Source organism: Amedibacillus sp. YH-ame10, assembly GCF_053848885.1.
This window is the reverse complement of sequence record NZ_JBSPFA010000010.1, coordinates 75701-91357: the sequence shown is the minus strand read 5'-3', so window position 1 is coordinate 91357 and position 15657 is coordinate 75701. Positions and strand designations below refer to the sequence as shown.

At 34.6% G+C, this 15657-nt stretch carries 16 protein-coding genes; all 16 read right to left on the bottom strand.

The window, feature by feature from the left end; translation table 11 throughout:
• Positions 1 to 421: 421 nt before the first annotated feature.
• Positions 422 to 970, bottom strand: coding sequence for a PTS transporter subunit EIIC (locus tag ACWG42_RS05915; RefSeq protein ID WP_455790803.1), 549 nt, complete (start codon positions 968 to 970; stop codon positions 422 to 424).
• 209 nt (positions 971 to 1179) lie between these two features.
• Positions 1180 to 1923 carry a triose-phosphate isomerase gene (tpiA, locus tag ACWG42_RS05910; RefSeq protein WP_455790800.1) on the bottom strand — a complete coding sequence of 248 codons (744 nt, stop codon included), beginning with the start codon at positions 1921 to 1923 and terminating at the stop codon, positions 1180 to 1182.
• 24 nt (positions 1924 to 1947) lie between these two features.
• On the bottom strand, positions 1948 to 3126 hold the full coding sequence (locus ACWG42_RS05905) for a phosphoglycerate kinase (RefSeq protein ID WP_455790798.1): 1179 nt from the start codon (positions 3124 to 3126) through the stop codon (positions 1948 to 1950).
• 204 nt (positions 3127 to 3330) lie between these two features.
• On the bottom strand, positions 3331 to 3930 hold the full coding sequence (locus ACWG42_RS05900) for a hypothetical protein (RefSeq protein WP_455790796.1): 600 nt from the start codon (positions 3928 to 3930) through the stop codon (positions 3331 to 3333).
• A gap of 15 nt (positions 3931 to 3945) precedes the next feature.
• On the bottom strand, positions 3946 to 4635 hold the full coding sequence (locus ACWG42_RS05895; protein WP_455790795.1) for a hypothetical protein: 690 nt from the start codon (positions 4633 to 4635) through the stop codon (positions 3946 to 3948).
• Positions 4632 to 5336, bottom strand: a complete 705-nt coding sequence (locus tag ACWG42_RS05890; RefSeq protein ID WP_455790793.1) for a hypothetical protein — start codon at positions 5334 to 5336, stop codon at positions 4632 to 4634. The genes ACWG42_RS05895 and ACWG42_RS05890 overlap by 4 nt, the downstream gene beginning before the upstream one ends.
• Positions 5324 to 6205 carry an ATP-binding cassette domain-containing protein gene (locus ACWG42_RS05885; RefSeq protein WP_455790791.1) on the bottom strand — a complete coding sequence of 294 codons (882 nt, stop codon included), beginning with the start codon at positions 6203 to 6205 and terminating at the stop codon, positions 5324 to 5326. The genes ACWG42_RS05890 and ACWG42_RS05885 overlap by 13 nt, the downstream gene beginning before the upstream one ends.
• A 2-nt stretch (positions 6206 to 6207) precedes the next feature.
• The gene (locus ACWG42_RS05880) at positions 6208 to 6573 is read right to left on the bottom strand and encodes a GntR family transcriptional regulator (protein ID WP_455790790.1); all 366 of its coding nucleotides are present in this window, start codon (positions 6571 to 6573) and stop codon (positions 6208 to 6210) included.
• 108 nt (positions 6574 to 6681) lie between these two features.
• A complete protein-coding gene (locus ACWG42_RS05875) occupies positions 6682 to 7701 on the bottom strand; it encodes an SIS domain-containing protein (protein ID WP_455790789.1) in 1020 nt (339 codons plus the stop codon).
• A gap of 21 nt (positions 7702 to 7722) precedes the next feature.
• Positions 7723 to 8538, bottom strand: coding sequence for a PTS system mannose/fructose/sorbose family transporter subunit IID (locus ACWG42_RS05870; RefSeq protein ID WP_455790788.1), 816 nt, complete (start codon positions 8536 to 8538; stop codon positions 7723 to 7725).
• Positions 8528 to 9307 (bottom strand): PTS mannose/fructose/sorbose/N-acetylgalactosamine transporter subunit IIC, encoded by a 780-nt coding sequence (locus ACWG42_RS05865; protein WP_455790787.1) that lies wholly within the window; start codon positions 9305 to 9307, stop codon positions 8528 to 8530. Before ACWG42_RS05865 ends, ACWG42_RS05870 begins: the two co-directional genes overlap by 11 nt.
• A 21-nt stretch (positions 9308 to 9328) precedes the next feature.
• Entirely contained in the window at positions 9329 to 9799 is a 471-nt protein-coding gene (locus ACWG42_RS05860; RefSeq protein WP_455790785.1) for a PTS sugar transporter subunit IIB, read from the bottom strand.
• A gap of 18 nt (positions 9800 to 9817) precedes the next feature.
• Complete coding sequence (locus tag ACWG42_RS05855; RefSeq protein WP_455790783.1) at positions 9818 to 10228, bottom strand: PTS sugar transporter subunit IIA; 411 nt, start codon at positions 10226 to 10228, stop codon at positions 9818 to 9820.
• Positions 10210 to 11058, bottom strand: a complete 849-nt coding sequence (locus ACWG42_RS05850) for a sugar phosphate isomerase/epimerase family protein (protein ID WP_455790781.1) — start codon at positions 11056 to 11058, stop codon at positions 10210 to 10212. Before ACWG42_RS05850 ends, ACWG42_RS05855 begins: the two co-directional genes overlap by 19 nt.
• Positions 11048 to 13792 carry a sigma 54-interacting transcriptional regulator gene (locus ACWG42_RS05845; RefSeq protein ID WP_455790779.1) on the bottom strand — a complete coding sequence of 915 codons (2745 nt, stop codon included), beginning with the start codon at positions 13790 to 13792 and terminating at the stop codon, positions 11048 to 11050. The genes ACWG42_RS05850 and ACWG42_RS05845 overlap by 11 nt, the downstream gene beginning before the upstream one ends.
• Positions 13793 to 14129: 337 nt before the next feature.
• On the bottom strand, positions 14130 to 15641 hold the full coding sequence (locus ACWG42_RS05840; protein ID WP_455790777.1) for an IMP dehydrogenase: 1512 nt from the start codon (positions 15639 to 15641) through the stop codon (positions 14130 to 14132).
• Between the last annotated feature and the right edge of the window lie 16 nt (positions 15642 to 15657).

Below are 15657 nucleotides of genomic sequence, written 5' to 3'. Positions count from 1 at the left end.
AAAAAGAAAATGACAAGATTATAATAAAGGATTCTTTGGACTTTTCTATATTCGAACATAATACACAAAGACAAGGCAAAGCATCTACATCAAATTATATAAAAGGATTCATGGCAAGACATTAAAAGACTGCTCGCTACGCTCACAGCCTTTTAATATAAGATTTAATTTTATATGGTAATAATTCCACACTTACTTGACACTAACGGATTCTCGTTTAGAACAAACCTACGGAAAAAGCTATCCATTGGCATGTTAACTCGCGCGTTGCTCTCTTGTAAAAGCAACATAATCTATCTCGCAACAAAACACTTGCGCACTGCTTCTCGTCACCACGTATACACCTCACTGTGAAGTGTGGGTATTCTGTATTTAAGTTTGCGATATCCACTTCCGTTTTAAGTTAGTGTCTTTAGCCACGTTAAGAGAGCGCACAGTTACCATATAATGCATAACCACCAGTAGGGAATAATTCTTTTAAAGGTTCTGTAGAGTTCGCAAATTCATTTACATTCGCTAACCAGTGTGTCCAGTTTCCATCAGGAATTACTGCAGGCCCTAAATCAAATGGTACCCATAAGAAATGATGAAGACCTGTCGGCATTGTTAACTTTTCAATAAATGTAAACAAGAATACGCCAGCTCCCCAAAATGTAAGCATAGCTTGAATAAAATAATTAAATGTAATATAAATCACAAAGGACTCCATCGCAGCCCTTCCACCTTGCTTATTAGCTAAACCAAGTGGTAATGAAATTGCATATAGCAATGGCAACTGATTGAAGATTGCATATCCTCCATCATATAGCATTGACCAGAACTGATACCATATTGTCGTACTTTCCGCAATACTTCCCATAATATTAACATTCATGAAAATAGAAGATAGACCAATGATAATCCCTGCGAAAGGCATTAACATAACTGGTGCCATCATGGCTCCCCCAAAACGTTGTAATTTTTGAACCATTTTATTTCCTCCTCTTTATTTTTTGATGCTGTGTTATAAGCGCTTTCAACACCTGCTATTTTTATACCATATACGTATATAAAAGAATAGCATTTACATGATTTATGGTATATATGCTCTAACAACGTAACTTTTTCTTTTTTGCGGTAAAAATTCCAAATGCATAGAAACAAAAAAAAGAAGCGAATTTCTTTCGCCTCTTCGTTACATTATTTTGTTTTGTTGATGATATCTGTAAAGCTATCAGCTTTTAAGCTAGCTCCACCGATTAATGCACCATCGATGTCTGGACATGCCATGTATTCAACGATGTTTTCTGGTTTAACAGATCCACCATATTGTACACGAACGCTGTTAGCAGCTTCATCACCATACATAACTTTAACTTGGTCACGTACGATTGCACAACATTTTTGAGCATCTTCTTTTGTAGCTGATTTACCAGTACCGATTGCCCAGATTGGTTCATAAGCAATTACCATGTTTGCCACACATTTAGGGCAAAGGTCAGCTAAGCTTCCTGTTAACTGTGTACGGATAACTTTTTCAGTTTCTCCAGCATCGTATTGAGCTTCTGTTTCACCAATACAAAGGATTGGAGTAATATCTGCATCAATTAAGCGTTTTGCTTTTTTGTTTACTGTTTCATCAGTATCCCCGAACATTTCACGACGTTCAGAGTGTCCAATGATACAATATTTTAAACCGATTTCTTGAAGCATTGGTACACTTACTTCACCAGTAAATGCTCCATTGTCTTCGAAGTGGCAGTTTTCAGATGCGATTACTAAGTTTTTAGCGTTTTTAATAGATTCGTTTAATGCTAAGAAAGATGTTCCTACACCGAATGTAGCATTGTCGTGGCAAATAGGATCTACTGCTTTGATAAATTCAACTGCTTCAGCAATTGTTTTATTCATTTTCCAGTTTCCTATGATAATTGGTTTTCTCATGATTTTTCTCCTGTTTTCTATTTTTTATTTGTCTGCGATTACTGCGATACCAGGTAATTCTTTACCTTCCATATATTCTAGAGAAGCCCCTCCACCTGTAGAGATGTGAGAGAATTTTTCTGCGAATCCTAATTGGATAGCTGCAGCAGCAGAGTCTCCACCACCGATTACTGTAGTAGCACCAGGTAACTGTGAGATTGCTGTACAAACTTCTAATGTACCAGTTGCGAAAGGTTTCATTTCGAATACACCCATAGGTCCATTCCATACAACTGTTTTTGCTCCAGCAAGAGCATCTTTATATAATTCGATAGATTTAGGTCCAATGTCTAATCCCATGTAATCAGCAGGAATGCTTTCATTGTCTGCAATTACAGTATTTGCATCTTCAGCAAATGCATCAGCACAAATGTGATCCACTGGTAAAATCAATTTTCCGTTTGCTTTTTCTAAGTATTCTTTTGCAAGTTCAACCTTGTCTTCTTCAACAAGAGACTTTCCAACGCTAAGACCTTGTGCTTTTAAGAATGTATAAGCCATTCCTCCACCGATCAATACTTTATCAGCTTTTTTCAACAAGTTGTCTACAACAGCGATTTTATCAGAAACTTTTGCTCCACCGATGATTGCCACAAATGGACGAACAGGTGTATCAACAGCAGCTCCTAACATTTTAACTTCTTTTTCCACTAAGAAACCTAATGCATTAGGTAAAATAGAAGGAATTCCTGCAGTAGAAGCATGTGCACGGTGTACACTTCCGAAAGCGTCTTCTACGAACATATCTCCAAGAATAGCCCAGTATTTAGCAAGTTCAGCATCATTTTTGCTTTCTCCAGCTTCATAACGAGTGTTCTGCATAACAACGATTTCTCCATCGTTTAATGCAGCTACAGCATCTTCTAATTCTTTTCCACGAGTAACAGAAACGAATGTTACCTTAGTATCTACTAATTCGCTTAAACGATCAGCTACACAGTGCAAATCATTTTTCGCTTTGTCTTCTTCAGTTTTAACTTTTCCTAAGTGAGACATCAAAATGACTTTCGCATTATTTTCTACTAAGTATTTGATTGTAGGTAATGCTTGAATGATACGGTTGTCATTAGTGATTTTCCCATCTTTTCTAGGAACGTTGAAGTCACAGCGTACGATAACACGTTTTCCTGCAACATCTAAATCTTTTACAGTTCTTTTTGCCATTATAAAATCCTCCTTATGCTAGCGCATTTATTATACCACTATCTGCCTTTTTCTGTAAAAGGATTTTTGTGATTTTGCGAAAATAATCACAATTTCTTTACAAAAGTTGAAAATGACAGCAAATCCGGCATATTTCCACCATAAAATGCGCGTTTAGAAACGTTCGTATCTCATACAAATTATACAAAAAAAAGAAAAGTGCATTTACACTTTTCCAAACTTATCCTTATGACCTACAGCGCACAAACTTTCTTTAAACTGTTCAAAATCTTCCTTTTTTAATCTTTGACTTATTGTCTTTTTTCCCCTCACATATACCGTCACTCTATTTTTTACACTACAATCACACTCAATCTCACGAAGTTCACTATAAGGTATCCAACATTTTCTGAAATAAAGTTGGTTATCTTCTACGATAATCATTACATAATCATGATAAATAAGTGAGGTATTAGAAAGTAGAATGATAAGAATCAAATCCATAATGTCATATGTTCTTTCAGCGATCGTATTAATTACATATAGTAAACCAAGAATGGACATACATAATGCAATCGTTTCAAGCTTTATTGGTGGTTTTTTGAGTATGTTTCCCTTACTAACACGACATGCGCGCATATCTCGACAAAGAGCCTTCAATAAGAAACCATTAAATACTATATAAATACCAAGAATCAACAATTCAAGCCAGTTAGACAAAGGTTTCCATGAGACTAAAAGGATAAACGCTATTAACAAAAGAATTATAAATATCCCTCTTAGTACAAATAATGTTTGATACGTTTTCATCGTAAATTGCTTCATATCATGACCTCCTTCTTAATGTAATCTTTTGAATCGCATTTTTTCATTTAATTCATGTCTTGTTCGATAACAGTACTTTCCATATATAGAGAAGATTGGTAGAACTACAAACATAATGGGAATCAAAAGAAATAAACTCGTTGGTTGATAGAAAGATAGAAAATCTAGTGGTAGTTCTCCACGAACAATACATGCAATAAATATACAAATATAAATTCCTGTTAGAATACATCCAAGCACCTTTTTCGCGCTTATTTGCGCAAAAACTACTAGGATTCCATATAATCCTGTTAATGTACTCGCCCAAATACACAATACTATGATTCGTGAATCCATTGGCACGAAGAGTGCAAAAATCCCAAACAATACAAGTTGTATCGTTATATAAATGGCAGAAGTCACACCTACATAGGCAATCACACCTTTTTTATAGATGTTGTATTGTTTGGGAAATTGATGCATGAGCAAAGAAAGACTCGTTCTCTTACGATCACTAAAGACTCGGAAGTCATTAATTAAAACTAGGAATAAAAAGTAACAACAATATGCAAATCCTAATAAAGAGAGTGTAGCTCCATCCTTATTAGAAGAGGTCACACTCAAAAGCATTACACCCATCGCCATTCCAAAAAGACAGCACAGATACGTAACTCGTCGTTCTGAAAAAGGACATAACATATAATATAGTTTTATTGTATTTTTCAATTTAACCACCTACTTTTCATGAGTTTAAGTATTCTTTTTACACACCAAATTGTAATGATGAGGCAAAGCACTAAGAAACATAGAGCATATAAAATGATTTCTATTGTAAGCACGTTTCCATCCCCTGCTATATAATCATACATAAAAGTTATAGAGAAGAATGCTACATATACTACACCTGAAAATGTAGTGGTTTTTTCTTTTTTTAAATTCATGTATACCCATGCAGCACTAAATGGAAGCATAGATCCATACACATAGGCAGTAGAAAATGAAATTCTAGAATATCCTAATATAATCATTAAGGTAGCTGCCCCAAAAAGCAAGATTGTTGTAATGACAAATGTTATAACCAGATTCCATTGAAATTTTTGAAAACTATTCGGTAACATCTTATAAAGTATGATTTCTTTTTCATTCTTTGTAACGAAAGATGATAAATGACTTTGTGTATAAAATAATACTGCCACATATACAATGATTGGAAAAATTATTCGAGGGAACATTTCATATATTATATAGTACAAGATACTATCGCTATTTCCATTTGTTAGACGAATAAGATTTTGCGCTTGATTACTCAACAGATAATACGCAACGAGGTACGTGCATGTAAATTCAATCATAAATTCTACTTTTAAAAGTTTGGGGATAGAGGTAATGTGATAAAGCTTATATGCTTCTTTTATTATTGAGAACATAAAGGTTCCTTCTTTAATAAGAAGATCGATAGTTCACGTAAATCAGGTTTCATGATGGTAATATCCATCTCTTTTGATAAACCTTGTGCTTCTTCTTTATACATAAGCCCTTCCACATATTCCCCATGTTCGCGCATGTGAAGATATCTCTTTTTCAGTGTATCTTGATCCTTCTTATTCCCTTGTACGATGACATAGCGACCACATACATCATCAATTAGTCCTTGTTCAAGGATGCATCCATCTTTCATAAACACAACATAATCCGCAACATTATTCACTTGTTCAATGTTATGGGTTGAATAAATAATGGTATGTTCTTCATCCATTAGATACGCTCTCATCTTCTCTTGTAATAAGTCTTGCATAACTGGGTCTAAGTTTGCGGCTGGCTCATCCAACAACAAATATTTCCCTTTTCTCGCCAACATTGCACACAACATCAATTTCATTTGATTCCCTGTTGACATTTCTTTAATTTTCTTTGATTGTAGTTTGTTTTCTTGAATTAGTTCAAACTCATTACAAAGTTTTATAAACTTTGACTCATCGAATGCATGAAACCCCAATTTCATAAGTTCACATACTTTTTTAATATCCATAAAGCTTGGAAAACAACAAGAATCAGGTACATAAACCATCGATTCCTTAAAGCTATCATCATCTTCTTCTACCATGGCACCATCATGAAATACTTCCCCATCACATGTGATGAGTTGGCTCATAATCTTCAGAAGCGTTGTTTTTCCTGCTCCGTTGTTTCCAATAAATACAGTTGCTAAACCTTTTGGAATAGATAAAGATAATTCGTTGATTGAGAATTCTTTATACTTCTTTGTTACATTTTTTAGTTCAATTGCGCTTTGCATATCTATACCTCCATTAGTGTTTTCAAGATTATAATCACTTCTTCATCGCTTACGTTTGCTATTTTTGCCGCATCAAGCGCTTTTTGTAAATTCTCCTCTACAATGCGAATATGTTGTTCACGTATCATTTCTTCGTCTTGTTCATTCACATAGTAGCCTTTTCCTGCTTTCGAACTAATCAACCCTTCTTGTGTCAATTGTTCATATGCTTTTAAGGTAGTTACGACACTCAATTTCAAATCGGCCGCAAGGGATCGAACACTAGGAAGATAATCTCCACTCTTAAGTTCACCACTTAAAATTTGTGCTTTAAATGCTTCCGCGATTTGTTGATACAGTGCTACGTCTGATTTCTGATTTATTTGCATGAACTCACCTCGGTCTCTAACTGTTATTGTTCTACAATAACAGTATATACAGTTAGAAAAGTAATGTCAATAGAAAAAGTCCTGATTTTACTCAGAACTTTCTTGCTTCTAATAATCAAATTGACGATAGTATCTACGATAATCTAAATTATGACCTGTATGTGCTTCTAAATGAGCCGCTAAACGATCCACTAAACATGTTGAACAAACAAGAGGAGCTACAATCCAACGGAACTCTTTTGGCATATCATCAAGTGCATATTCTGCAGTATCAATAACCACTAGTTTATCCGTATGGCTCTCTAAGAATTTTTGTGCACGTTCATCTAATGCTCTTCCTTTTCCTTCTCCTTTGATTAAGAAGACGCTAATACCTTTTTCAATCAATTCTAAAGTACCATGGAAGAATTCAGCACTTGTGACTGCTTTTGTTTTAATCCATTGCATTTCTTCTAAGATACACATGGAGAATAAGTATGTTTCTCCCCACATTTCAGTACCACCAACCCAATATTGAATAGGTGCATCATAATGTACAGCTGCAATTTTCTCAGCTTTTTCATCGAATTGCTCTTTCACTTTTAATAGGTTTTCTGGTAGTTTTGATAATCCATCCGCAAATGCTTCATAGTTATCAAATTCTTTTTTATTATGTAATAAACGGAAGAATAACCAATATAACAGAATATATTCATACTCAACTCCATTTTTGTGTTTCATAGGCACCATGTAAGTACATGCTTTTGCGAGTGGAGAATCTTCGTTCCCTGTACAACAAACTGTACGAATACCATTTTCTTTACATGCGTTCGCAATCGCAACGCTTTCTTTTGTATCACCTGATTTTGAAAGTGTGATTACAATGGAGTTTTTATTTAACTTTTTATTTCCACAAGTTAATAGCTCCGCAGCTTGTTGAACATAGACAGGAATGGTAGTAAGTTCTTTTGCGAATTCATCAATCGCCATCATTGGGGATAATGATCCACCAACTGCTGTAAAGAAGATATTTTCAAAGCCTTCCTTGCTTATTTTATCCGCAATATCCTCTGCGATTTTTCTAGCCTTGCGTATTTCTTTTGCACTTTCTCTATATGCTTCTTCATTAAATTTCAATAACTTTTTCATTTCTATTTGTCCTTCCTTTCTCTAGAATAATCCTACCGCTTTACCTGCGATACCAATGATCATAGTACAAACAATCAATACAAGTGGATTTACTTTTTTCTTTAGTAACCAGTAATAAATCCAAGTAACACCAAGACCTATCATACCTGGCATAATGCCATCTAAAATGCCTTGTAATTCAGTTGCGGTTTCACCGCTACCAATCTTTAATGCAATTCCTGTATACACCATGTCTTTACACATTGCACCAATTACCATAATACCAAGGATACCAGCAGCAAGTAGGATTTTATCCATCATGCCTGATTCACGCATTTTACTTAAGTAACTGAATCCTAAGTTATATCCCAACTGTGCTCCACCAAAACGAACAATGAATGCTGGAATATTATAAATTAAGAAATATAGCAATGGACCTATTGGATTTCCATTCAGTGCGAAAGATAACCCAATACCTAATGCAATAATACGAATACATCCAACAAAGATAGAATCACCGATTCCAGATAAAGGTCCCATCAAAGCTGTTTTAATACTGGAGATAGCTTCTCCATCTACTTCTCCAGCTTTTTTCATTTCTTCCATAGAGGCAACTACGCCTCCAACAAAAGGAGCGAACTGTGGTGTAATATTGAAGAATTCAACATGACGTACTAATGCATCTTGATATGCTTCTGAATCATCTGCATATATTTTTCTTAAGATAGGATTCATCATCAAGGCAAATGCGATATGCATTTGACGTTCATAGTTCCAAGAATACTCCATACCTAATGAACCTACATTTACGGCCATTTTATTTAAATCTTTTTTCGTAACCTTGTAATTAGAAGTCATCGTCTTCTACCTCCTTTGCTCCTTGTGTTTCTGTTGCTAATGTCCCATTTTTAGGATTCAAGAAACCAAATTGAACAAATATAATTACAACACCAAGGATTGCTACACCAAGTACTGGCATACCGATATATGCTGAACATATAAATCCTAAGAAGAAGTAAGGAATGATTTGCTTTGTTAGAATCATACGCATCAACATTGCAAATCCAAGTGCAGGTAATAATCCAGCAGCGGCAGACATACCATCAATCAACACTTGTGGAACTGCATCAATAAGACCTTTCATATTTTCTACACCTAAATAGAATGCAAAGAATACAAGTAGGAAACGACGCATGGTATTTAACATACCAATCATAAAGTGCGTTGTCATAATGCCTTTGTATTTTCCTTTTTCTGCATAGCTATCTGTCCAGCGTAAAATGAATGAGTTAAAGATATTCAAGAAGTTTCCTACTGCAAGAGAAATTAAACCAATTGGCATTGCTAGTGCAATCGCCGCTTCTGTTCCTTGACCAGTAGAAATTGCAAATGCAGTCGCTAGCACTCCACCAACGATAGAATCAGGTGGGATATAAGCACCTATACTAACGGCACCCATAAAGAATAATTCTAAGTTTGCTCCTATGATCAATCCTTGTTGTAGATCTCCTAAGACCAAACCAACAAGCGGACCTAACACAATTGGACGGTTGATATAGAGAGAACCGAATTGATAATCTAATACCCCCAAAGCCCCAATAAACCCAATTAAAATTGCTGTTAACATATTTTCCTCCTTATGTTTTCTTTACAAAACAGATGAAACTTGAGTTTTTGTATCTGCAGCTAATTGTCTAATTTCCACCTCCAAACCTCTTTCTAACATTTCACGAATTGCTGTTTCTTCGTCTTTTCCAACATAAACAGCTTTTGAAATCTGTCGATATCCATCTTGTTTCTTCGCACCACCAAGATTAATACTTGTAATACTTGAGCAACTTGCACTTAAGCGATTTGCGTCTTGTATGCTTTGTACAACGATGAGTAATTTATACTTATCCGTAACTCCACTGTTGATAGATTCAATGGAATCTTTTATATTTTTGATAACTAATTTCACACCCGCAGGCTTTCCTAGTTTTAATGTTGTTTTCCAAATTTCATCATCCACTACACTATCACTCGCTACCAATATACAATCTGCACCAACAGCATTCGTCCATGAAAATGCAACTTGCCCATGCAATAATCGATGGTCGACTCTACAAAGTTTAATCATTTGAATTCCTCCTTTCTTTTAAAATTCTTCCTCTTCACTTATCTGTTCACAAATGTTGCAATATACAATGCTTCTATTCAGTTCTGGTAATACTCTTCGTATCAACACATCTGCTTCTTGATCCTTGTATAAGAACAAATTCATTAACAGTGGTAAATTCATTCCTGTAATCAAATAGAACTTTTCTCTGTTGATATAGTTCATCAGTTCGTTGTTAACGCTTCCTCCTAACAAATCACTACATGCTATAATTTCATCTTCCGTAGGAATGGAGTGTATTGTATTTTTAATTGTTTCTTTAATATCTGTTTCTCCATTTACATAACCAGTTATCAAATGTACATTCTCTTGTTCTCCAAGAATAATTTTTACAGATTCATAAATCCCTAAGGCAAATCTGCCATGGCTTGCTATAATATAATGTCGCATAAGCATTCTCCTTCTATTTTCTTCCATGTCTTCAATGTCGTTTTTTCTCCCATCCAAGGTTCTTGAAAATATCGAGAAGACGCTGTCTCTAGTGATAAAAAGCCTTTATATTGATACTTCTCTAATTGCTTTAAATCTTCTTTTAAATTTCTATCTCCATCTCCCCAAGCAAGATGGCCTGTTGGATTTCCGTCAACGAAATGGATTAGAGCAATCTGATTTGGGAATGTTTCAAAGTAATCTTGGATTGTATCTTGTGCACGTGCCATTGCTCCAAAATCAATACATATTTGCAATGCATCATGTTGTACTTCATCAAAATAGCGTTTTAAATCTTGTACTGTATTTACTAAAATCGATTCATCTGGTTGCAGTGCTTCCATCACCAAGCATATTGCATGTTGTTTTGCTAGGTTCGCAATACGCCTCATCATGGTGATAGAACGCAACCATGCTTCCTCTTTATCTTCATCAAGGTACGCCCAACCACTTGTTACTAATACTTGGTTGCATCCAAGTAAGCTTGCTACCTCTATGATTTGTTGATAATAGGCAAATACTTCTTCTATCCTATCTTTTGACGCAATGTTATACGGCTTAGGGTTTGTTTGTTCAGGACAAATTCCAATGATTGATACGTTATATTTGGCTTCTAATTCTTTTAAAATTTGAACATCATCGTGGCGTGTATGATCAATATAGAAATGCATCGGTCCACACCAAAGTTGAGCATAGTGAATCCCTGCTTCCTGTAATCTTGCGAAGAATGTCTCTAGATGGTAATAACGATAATGTTGATTCATTCCCGCAATACGCTCTTTAAAATTCATCTTCACCTTGCCCTCCAACATCATCATGCTCTATATATTCGTATAAATATGCAATTTCACTTACAGGCATTTTTACGTGATAGTGACATAACATAGCATCGAAACTACGATTCACATTTTCTATGAAGGTTTGATGATTCTTTTCAAAATCATGCAACTCTTTGTAGTTTTCCAATGCAGTCTTAGTCACAAGACGTTCCACTAAGAAACAAATATGTATATAGATTCCTACAATCGTTTTGCTTTGAAACTTGCGATTCATAATATGTTGCAGTGCATTCATAGAATCAGATACATGATCGAGTAATGTTTGTGCATTTAGTATGGTGATATTTTCCATTACAGACTGCAAAGAGAAATTTTTTAAGAGTACTTGATCAAATTGTTCAATTTCTTCAGGATTCAAATATTCCCTTAACACATGATTTACAATATCAATGTCTTTAAAGTTCATAATTTCTTCCAAGGTTACACTCTTCACATTTTTAAGTTTCAAATGATATGGCTTTATCATTAAAACAACATCATATGTTCGAAAGAGTATATCGTTATCTCCATGCTTTAACAATTCATCATAATCATATTCGATCATCTTTAATTCAATAGATTTAGGTAAGCTTTTTCGAAATAAACTACTTAACTTTTCTGCGACAACAACACCTGCATCATTTGTAAATACAATTGCTTTTTCTTTTTTCGCAACCGATAACACTTTGTAGTGACATTGTGCTTCTTCACAAGCTACTTTTAATATCTCTTCTAATTCATAGTGTTGTAGAATTTTCGTTCCAATATTTAAGGCAAGTGATGTCGATATATTATTGATAACACCTACATTCACACTACCTGCAATTTCACTTCCAATATCCTCTAGTGATCCCATATCTACCAATAAAATGATGTTTTTGATATGACGATTATCACTGATAAATGCATTCAGTTTATCATTCACTTCTTGAATAGAAGTATCTAAAGGCATATCAATTGCCTCAAATAGATACATCGACAATAAGGAGTTAGCCGCATCCGCTATGGAAGTTGCTGTTGAATATCCATGACTCAATACAATCCCAATCGTATCTTGACTATGAATATCTTTGTTGTACACATGTATGTTCATGATTAAGAAAATCAAGTTCATATCATGCAATGTGATATTTAAATGAGATTGTATTTGTTTCAATATCAACTCTGATAAAATATATTCATTTAACATCTCTTTATGTAAAACAGCGAGTGCATCTTTAATTTCTTCTCGATGATCACTTTCCCACTCACGATAACGTGAGAAGTTTTTCTGTGAAGATAAAATCATCCTTGTTAGAACATATCCACAATTCACTGGAAGATTGATATTTCTGCTAGATTTCACAGCATTCAAAATATCAAAGACTATTTTTTCAATTGCACTCAATCGAGCATCAGAATAATTTTCCTTAAAGATTAAGAAATCATAATAATGACGTAGTATCTTTTGACCATCCAACAAAAAGGACGGAAAGGAATCTGCATTCTTTTTATATACCTCTAATAGAAGATTCCACATATTCATCACTTGATCATTATTTGTATGTTGATCTAATAAATCCACGCGAAACATTCCTTCATCTTCTTTACGTGATAAAGCAATATTCACAGTTCTCAATATTTCTACTGGAAGATGGTACATGTACACATTTAATTGAGGCTCGTTCTTTGCTTCTACATAAGCATTTGCACATATCGTTGTGATACATTTCTTTAGTTCGTTAATATTATTTTCAAATTCATATTCCAACAATAAGCTCAACATGCGTTCTTGCATATAGATTGGTAAATCTAAATGTTCTTGTTCTTCTCTAAAGAATTTGATGATGAAACTCTTTTTCTCGTCATCGTTACGGTTTCTAAGTGGGGGGATATTACAAATAACGGGAACATTTAATAGTAAGCTTTGTGATAATAAATTTTGAGGATCATCATGACAACTCATAATAATTCTTGTATTACATTCCACTATGATTTTCTTCTCACTATCACGGACAATTTTTCCACTCTTTACATAATCCGCAAGTTGTTCCTGACAATCTTCACTCAAGTAATCTACATCTTGGATATAGAGGATTCCTCCATCCGCGCGTTCTATTGTTCCTTTGATAAGTTCATTGCTTTTTTCATCATAAGAACCAAACAACTCTTTCTTATACGAAATTCCATCACTTGTCTTCATCACTTTCATCTTAATAAAGTTTGCTTTATTATCAGATAGTCCATGATTGATACAAAACTCATGACATAAACGAACAAGATAGCTTTTTCCACAACCCTTTTCTCCATACAATAGTACAGGTAGACCACCATCTGGATATAATAGTGCAGATTTTATTTGTGAGATACCATATTGCAAACTTCCTTCCGCTCCGATAGCTTTTTGAAAATCTAACAGTGTAGGACTATTCTCTTGAAGAGCTTTAAAGAATTCACGTACACTAAGAAATTCTATCTGTTGAAATTCCACATGATACTTCTTTTCTAATTCTTTACGATCAAAGTAATACACGGGACGAGAACTTATTTTTATTACGGTTTCTTCTTTTACTAATTCATTCAAATATTGTGATGTTAGTGTTCTTGATTGATTCAAAGCATTGGATATATGAATCGTTGTAAATACAGATAACTCATCCATATTGATATTTTTACTAATCTTTTTCATATGCTGTGCTATTTGTACTTTCGAACTTATATAACTCATTATTTCTCACCTCCTTGAACCACGTTTCATGGTTTCATTATAATGAGTACATGCAATCGAGTCTTTTCTTTCAAAAAAACGCGACACAAAACAAGAAAATTGTTGAATAATTGACACTTGTAATACTTTCAACAGTTCTTGTGTCAATTTATTCAACACTGTCATTGTATCGCAGTTAGTGTTGAATAACGAGATATACAAAAGGAAGTGTTAAAAAACTATGAACACTTCCTAAATTTCTTTATTAATTTTTACTTTTATATACATTTATTGGAAACCATGCAAATATCATATTTCATCCATGATGACAGAAAAAAGAAGTTCACTAGGAACTTCTCTATTTCACTTTCGCATCAATTGTATTATCTTTTACTACAACGTCATGTGCTCCACCTTCTACAATACTAGTAGAAGATACAAGCGTCATTTTCGCATTTTTCTGTAATTCTGGAATTGTTAATGTACCACAGTTGCACATGGTATGTTTTACCTTACTTAAGGTTAAATCCACATTGTCTTTTAATGCTCCAGCATAAGGCACATAAGAATCAACACCTTCTACGAATGAAAGTTTTTTACTTCCTCCCATATCATAACGCTGCCAGTTACGTGCACGTGCACTACCTTCTCCCCAATACTCTTTCATGTAAGTACCATTGATAGTAACTTTCTTTGTAGGAGATTCTTCAAAACGAGAGAAGTAACGACCCAACATAACGAAGTCAGCACCCATTGCTAAAGCAAGTGTAATGTGATAATCATGTACGATACCACCATCGGAACAGATTGGTACATAGATACCAGTTTCTTCGAAATATTCATCACGAGCTTTCGCAACTTCAATTGTTGCGGTTGCTTGTCCACGACCAATACCTTTTTGTTCACGAGTGATACAGATGGATCCTCCACCAATACCAATCTTCACAAAGTCAGCACCTGCTTCTGCTAAGAATCTAAATCCTTCCGCATCCACAACATTTCCTGCACCAACTTTTACGCTGTCTCCATATGTTTCACGTACCCATTTTAACGTAATTGCTTGCCATTCACTGAATCCTTCACTGGAGTCAATACATAACACGTCAGCTCCTGCTTCTACAAGCGCAGGGATACGTTCTTCATAATCTCTTGTATTGATACCTGCACCAACCAAATAACGTTTCTGTGCATCCAATACCTCACTAGGATTTTCTTTGTGAGAATCGTAATCTTTACGGAATACAAACGCAACCAAGTTCTGATTGTTATCAATGATTGGTAATTGGTTCAATTTATTGTCCCAAATAATATCATTTGCTTCTTTTAATGTACATCCTTCTTTACCACAGATTAATTTTTCAAATGGTGTCATGAAGTCAGATACTTTAGAATTTTCATCCATTCTAGATACACGGTAATCTCTACTTGTAATAATACCTAATAGTTTACCATTTCCTGTACCATCTTCTGTTACAGCCATAGTCGCATGACCATTTTCTTCTTTTAATGCCAAAACTTCCGCAAGTGTTGCGTCTGGGCGAATATTAGAATCGCTATGCACAAAACCTGCTTTTGTCATTTTTACACGACGTACCATCGCTGCTTCATCTTCGATTGATTGTGAACCATAAATAAAAGACAATCCACCTTCTCTAGCTAAAGTACATGCCATCTTTTCACCTGATACAGACTGCATAATTGCAGATACCATAGGGATATTTAAATAGATTGGTGATTCTTCACCTTTTTTAAATTTTACCAAAGGTGTTCTTAAAGAAACATTTGCAGGAGTACAATCTGCACTTGAATATCCAGGAACAATTAAATATTCACTGAATGTATGAGAGGGTTCATCAAAATAGTATGCCATTTTATACATCTCCTTC

What these genes read in the sequence shown, in the direction of transcription:
- ACWG42_RS05885 (WP_455790791.1), bottom strand. Translation starts at nt 6,205, where the DNA reads ATGCAAAGCGCAATTGAACTAAAAAATGTAACAAAGAAGTATAAAGAA.
- ACWG42_RS05855 (WP_455790783.1), bottom strand. Translation starts at nt 10,228, where the DNA reads ATGCGACATTATATTATAGCAAGCCATGGCAGATTTGCCTTAGGGATT.
- ACWG42_RS05890 (WP_455790793.1), bottom strand. Translation starts at nt 5,336, where the DNA reads ATGTTCTCAATAATAAAAGAAGCATATAAGCTTTATCACATTACCTCT.
- tpiA (WP_455790800.1), bottom strand. Translation starts at nt 1,923, where the DNA reads ATGAGAAAACCAATTATCATAGGAAACTGGAAAATGAATAAAACAATT.
- ACWG42_RS05875 (WP_455790789.1), bottom strand. Translation starts at nt 7,701, where the DNA reads ATGAAAAAGTTATTGAAATTTAATGAAGAAGCATATAGAGAAAGTGCA.
- ACWG42_RS05845 (WP_455790779.1), bottom strand. Translation starts at nt 13,792, where the DNA reads ATGAGTTATATAAGTTCGAAAGTACAAATAGCACAGCATATGAAAAAG.
- ACWG42_RS05850 (WP_455790781.1), bottom strand. Translation starts at nt 11,058, where the DNA reads ATGAATTTTAAAGAGCGTATTGCGGGAATGAATCAACATTATCGTTAT.
- ACWG42_RS05915 (WP_455790803.1), bottom strand. Translation starts at nt 970, where the DNA reads ATGGTTCAAAAATTACAACGTTTTGGGGGAGCCATGATGGCACCAGTT.
- ACWG42_RS05905 (WP_455790798.1), bottom strand. Translation starts at nt 3,126, where the DNA reads ATGGCAAAAAGAACTGTAAAAGATTTAGATGTTGCAGGAAAACGTGTT.
- ACWG42_RS05880 (WP_455790790.1), bottom strand. Translation starts at nt 6,573, where the DNA reads ATGCAAATAAATCAGAAATCAGACGTAGCACTGTATCAACAAATCGCG.
- ACWG42_RS05900 (WP_455790796.1), bottom strand. Translation starts at nt 3,930, where the DNA reads ATGAAGCAATTTACGATGAAAACGTATCAAACATTATTTGTACTAAGA.
- ACWG42_RS05860 (WP_455790785.1), bottom strand. Translation starts at nt 9,799, where the DNA reads ATGATTAAACTTTGTAGAGTCGACCATCGATTATTGCATGGGCAAGTT.
- ACWG42_RS05865 (WP_455790787.1), bottom strand. Translation starts at nt 9,307, where the DNA reads ATGTTAACAGCAATTTTAATTGGGTTTATTGGGGCTTTGGGGGTATTA.
- ACWG42_RS05870 (WP_455790788.1), bottom strand. Translation starts at nt 8,538, where the DNA reads ATGACTTCTAATTACAAGGTTACGAAAAAAGATTTAAATAAAATGGCC.
- ACWG42_RS05840 (WP_455790777.1), bottom strand. Translation starts at nt 15,641, where the DNA reads ATGGCATACTATTTTGATGAACCCTCTCATACATTCAGTGAATATTTA.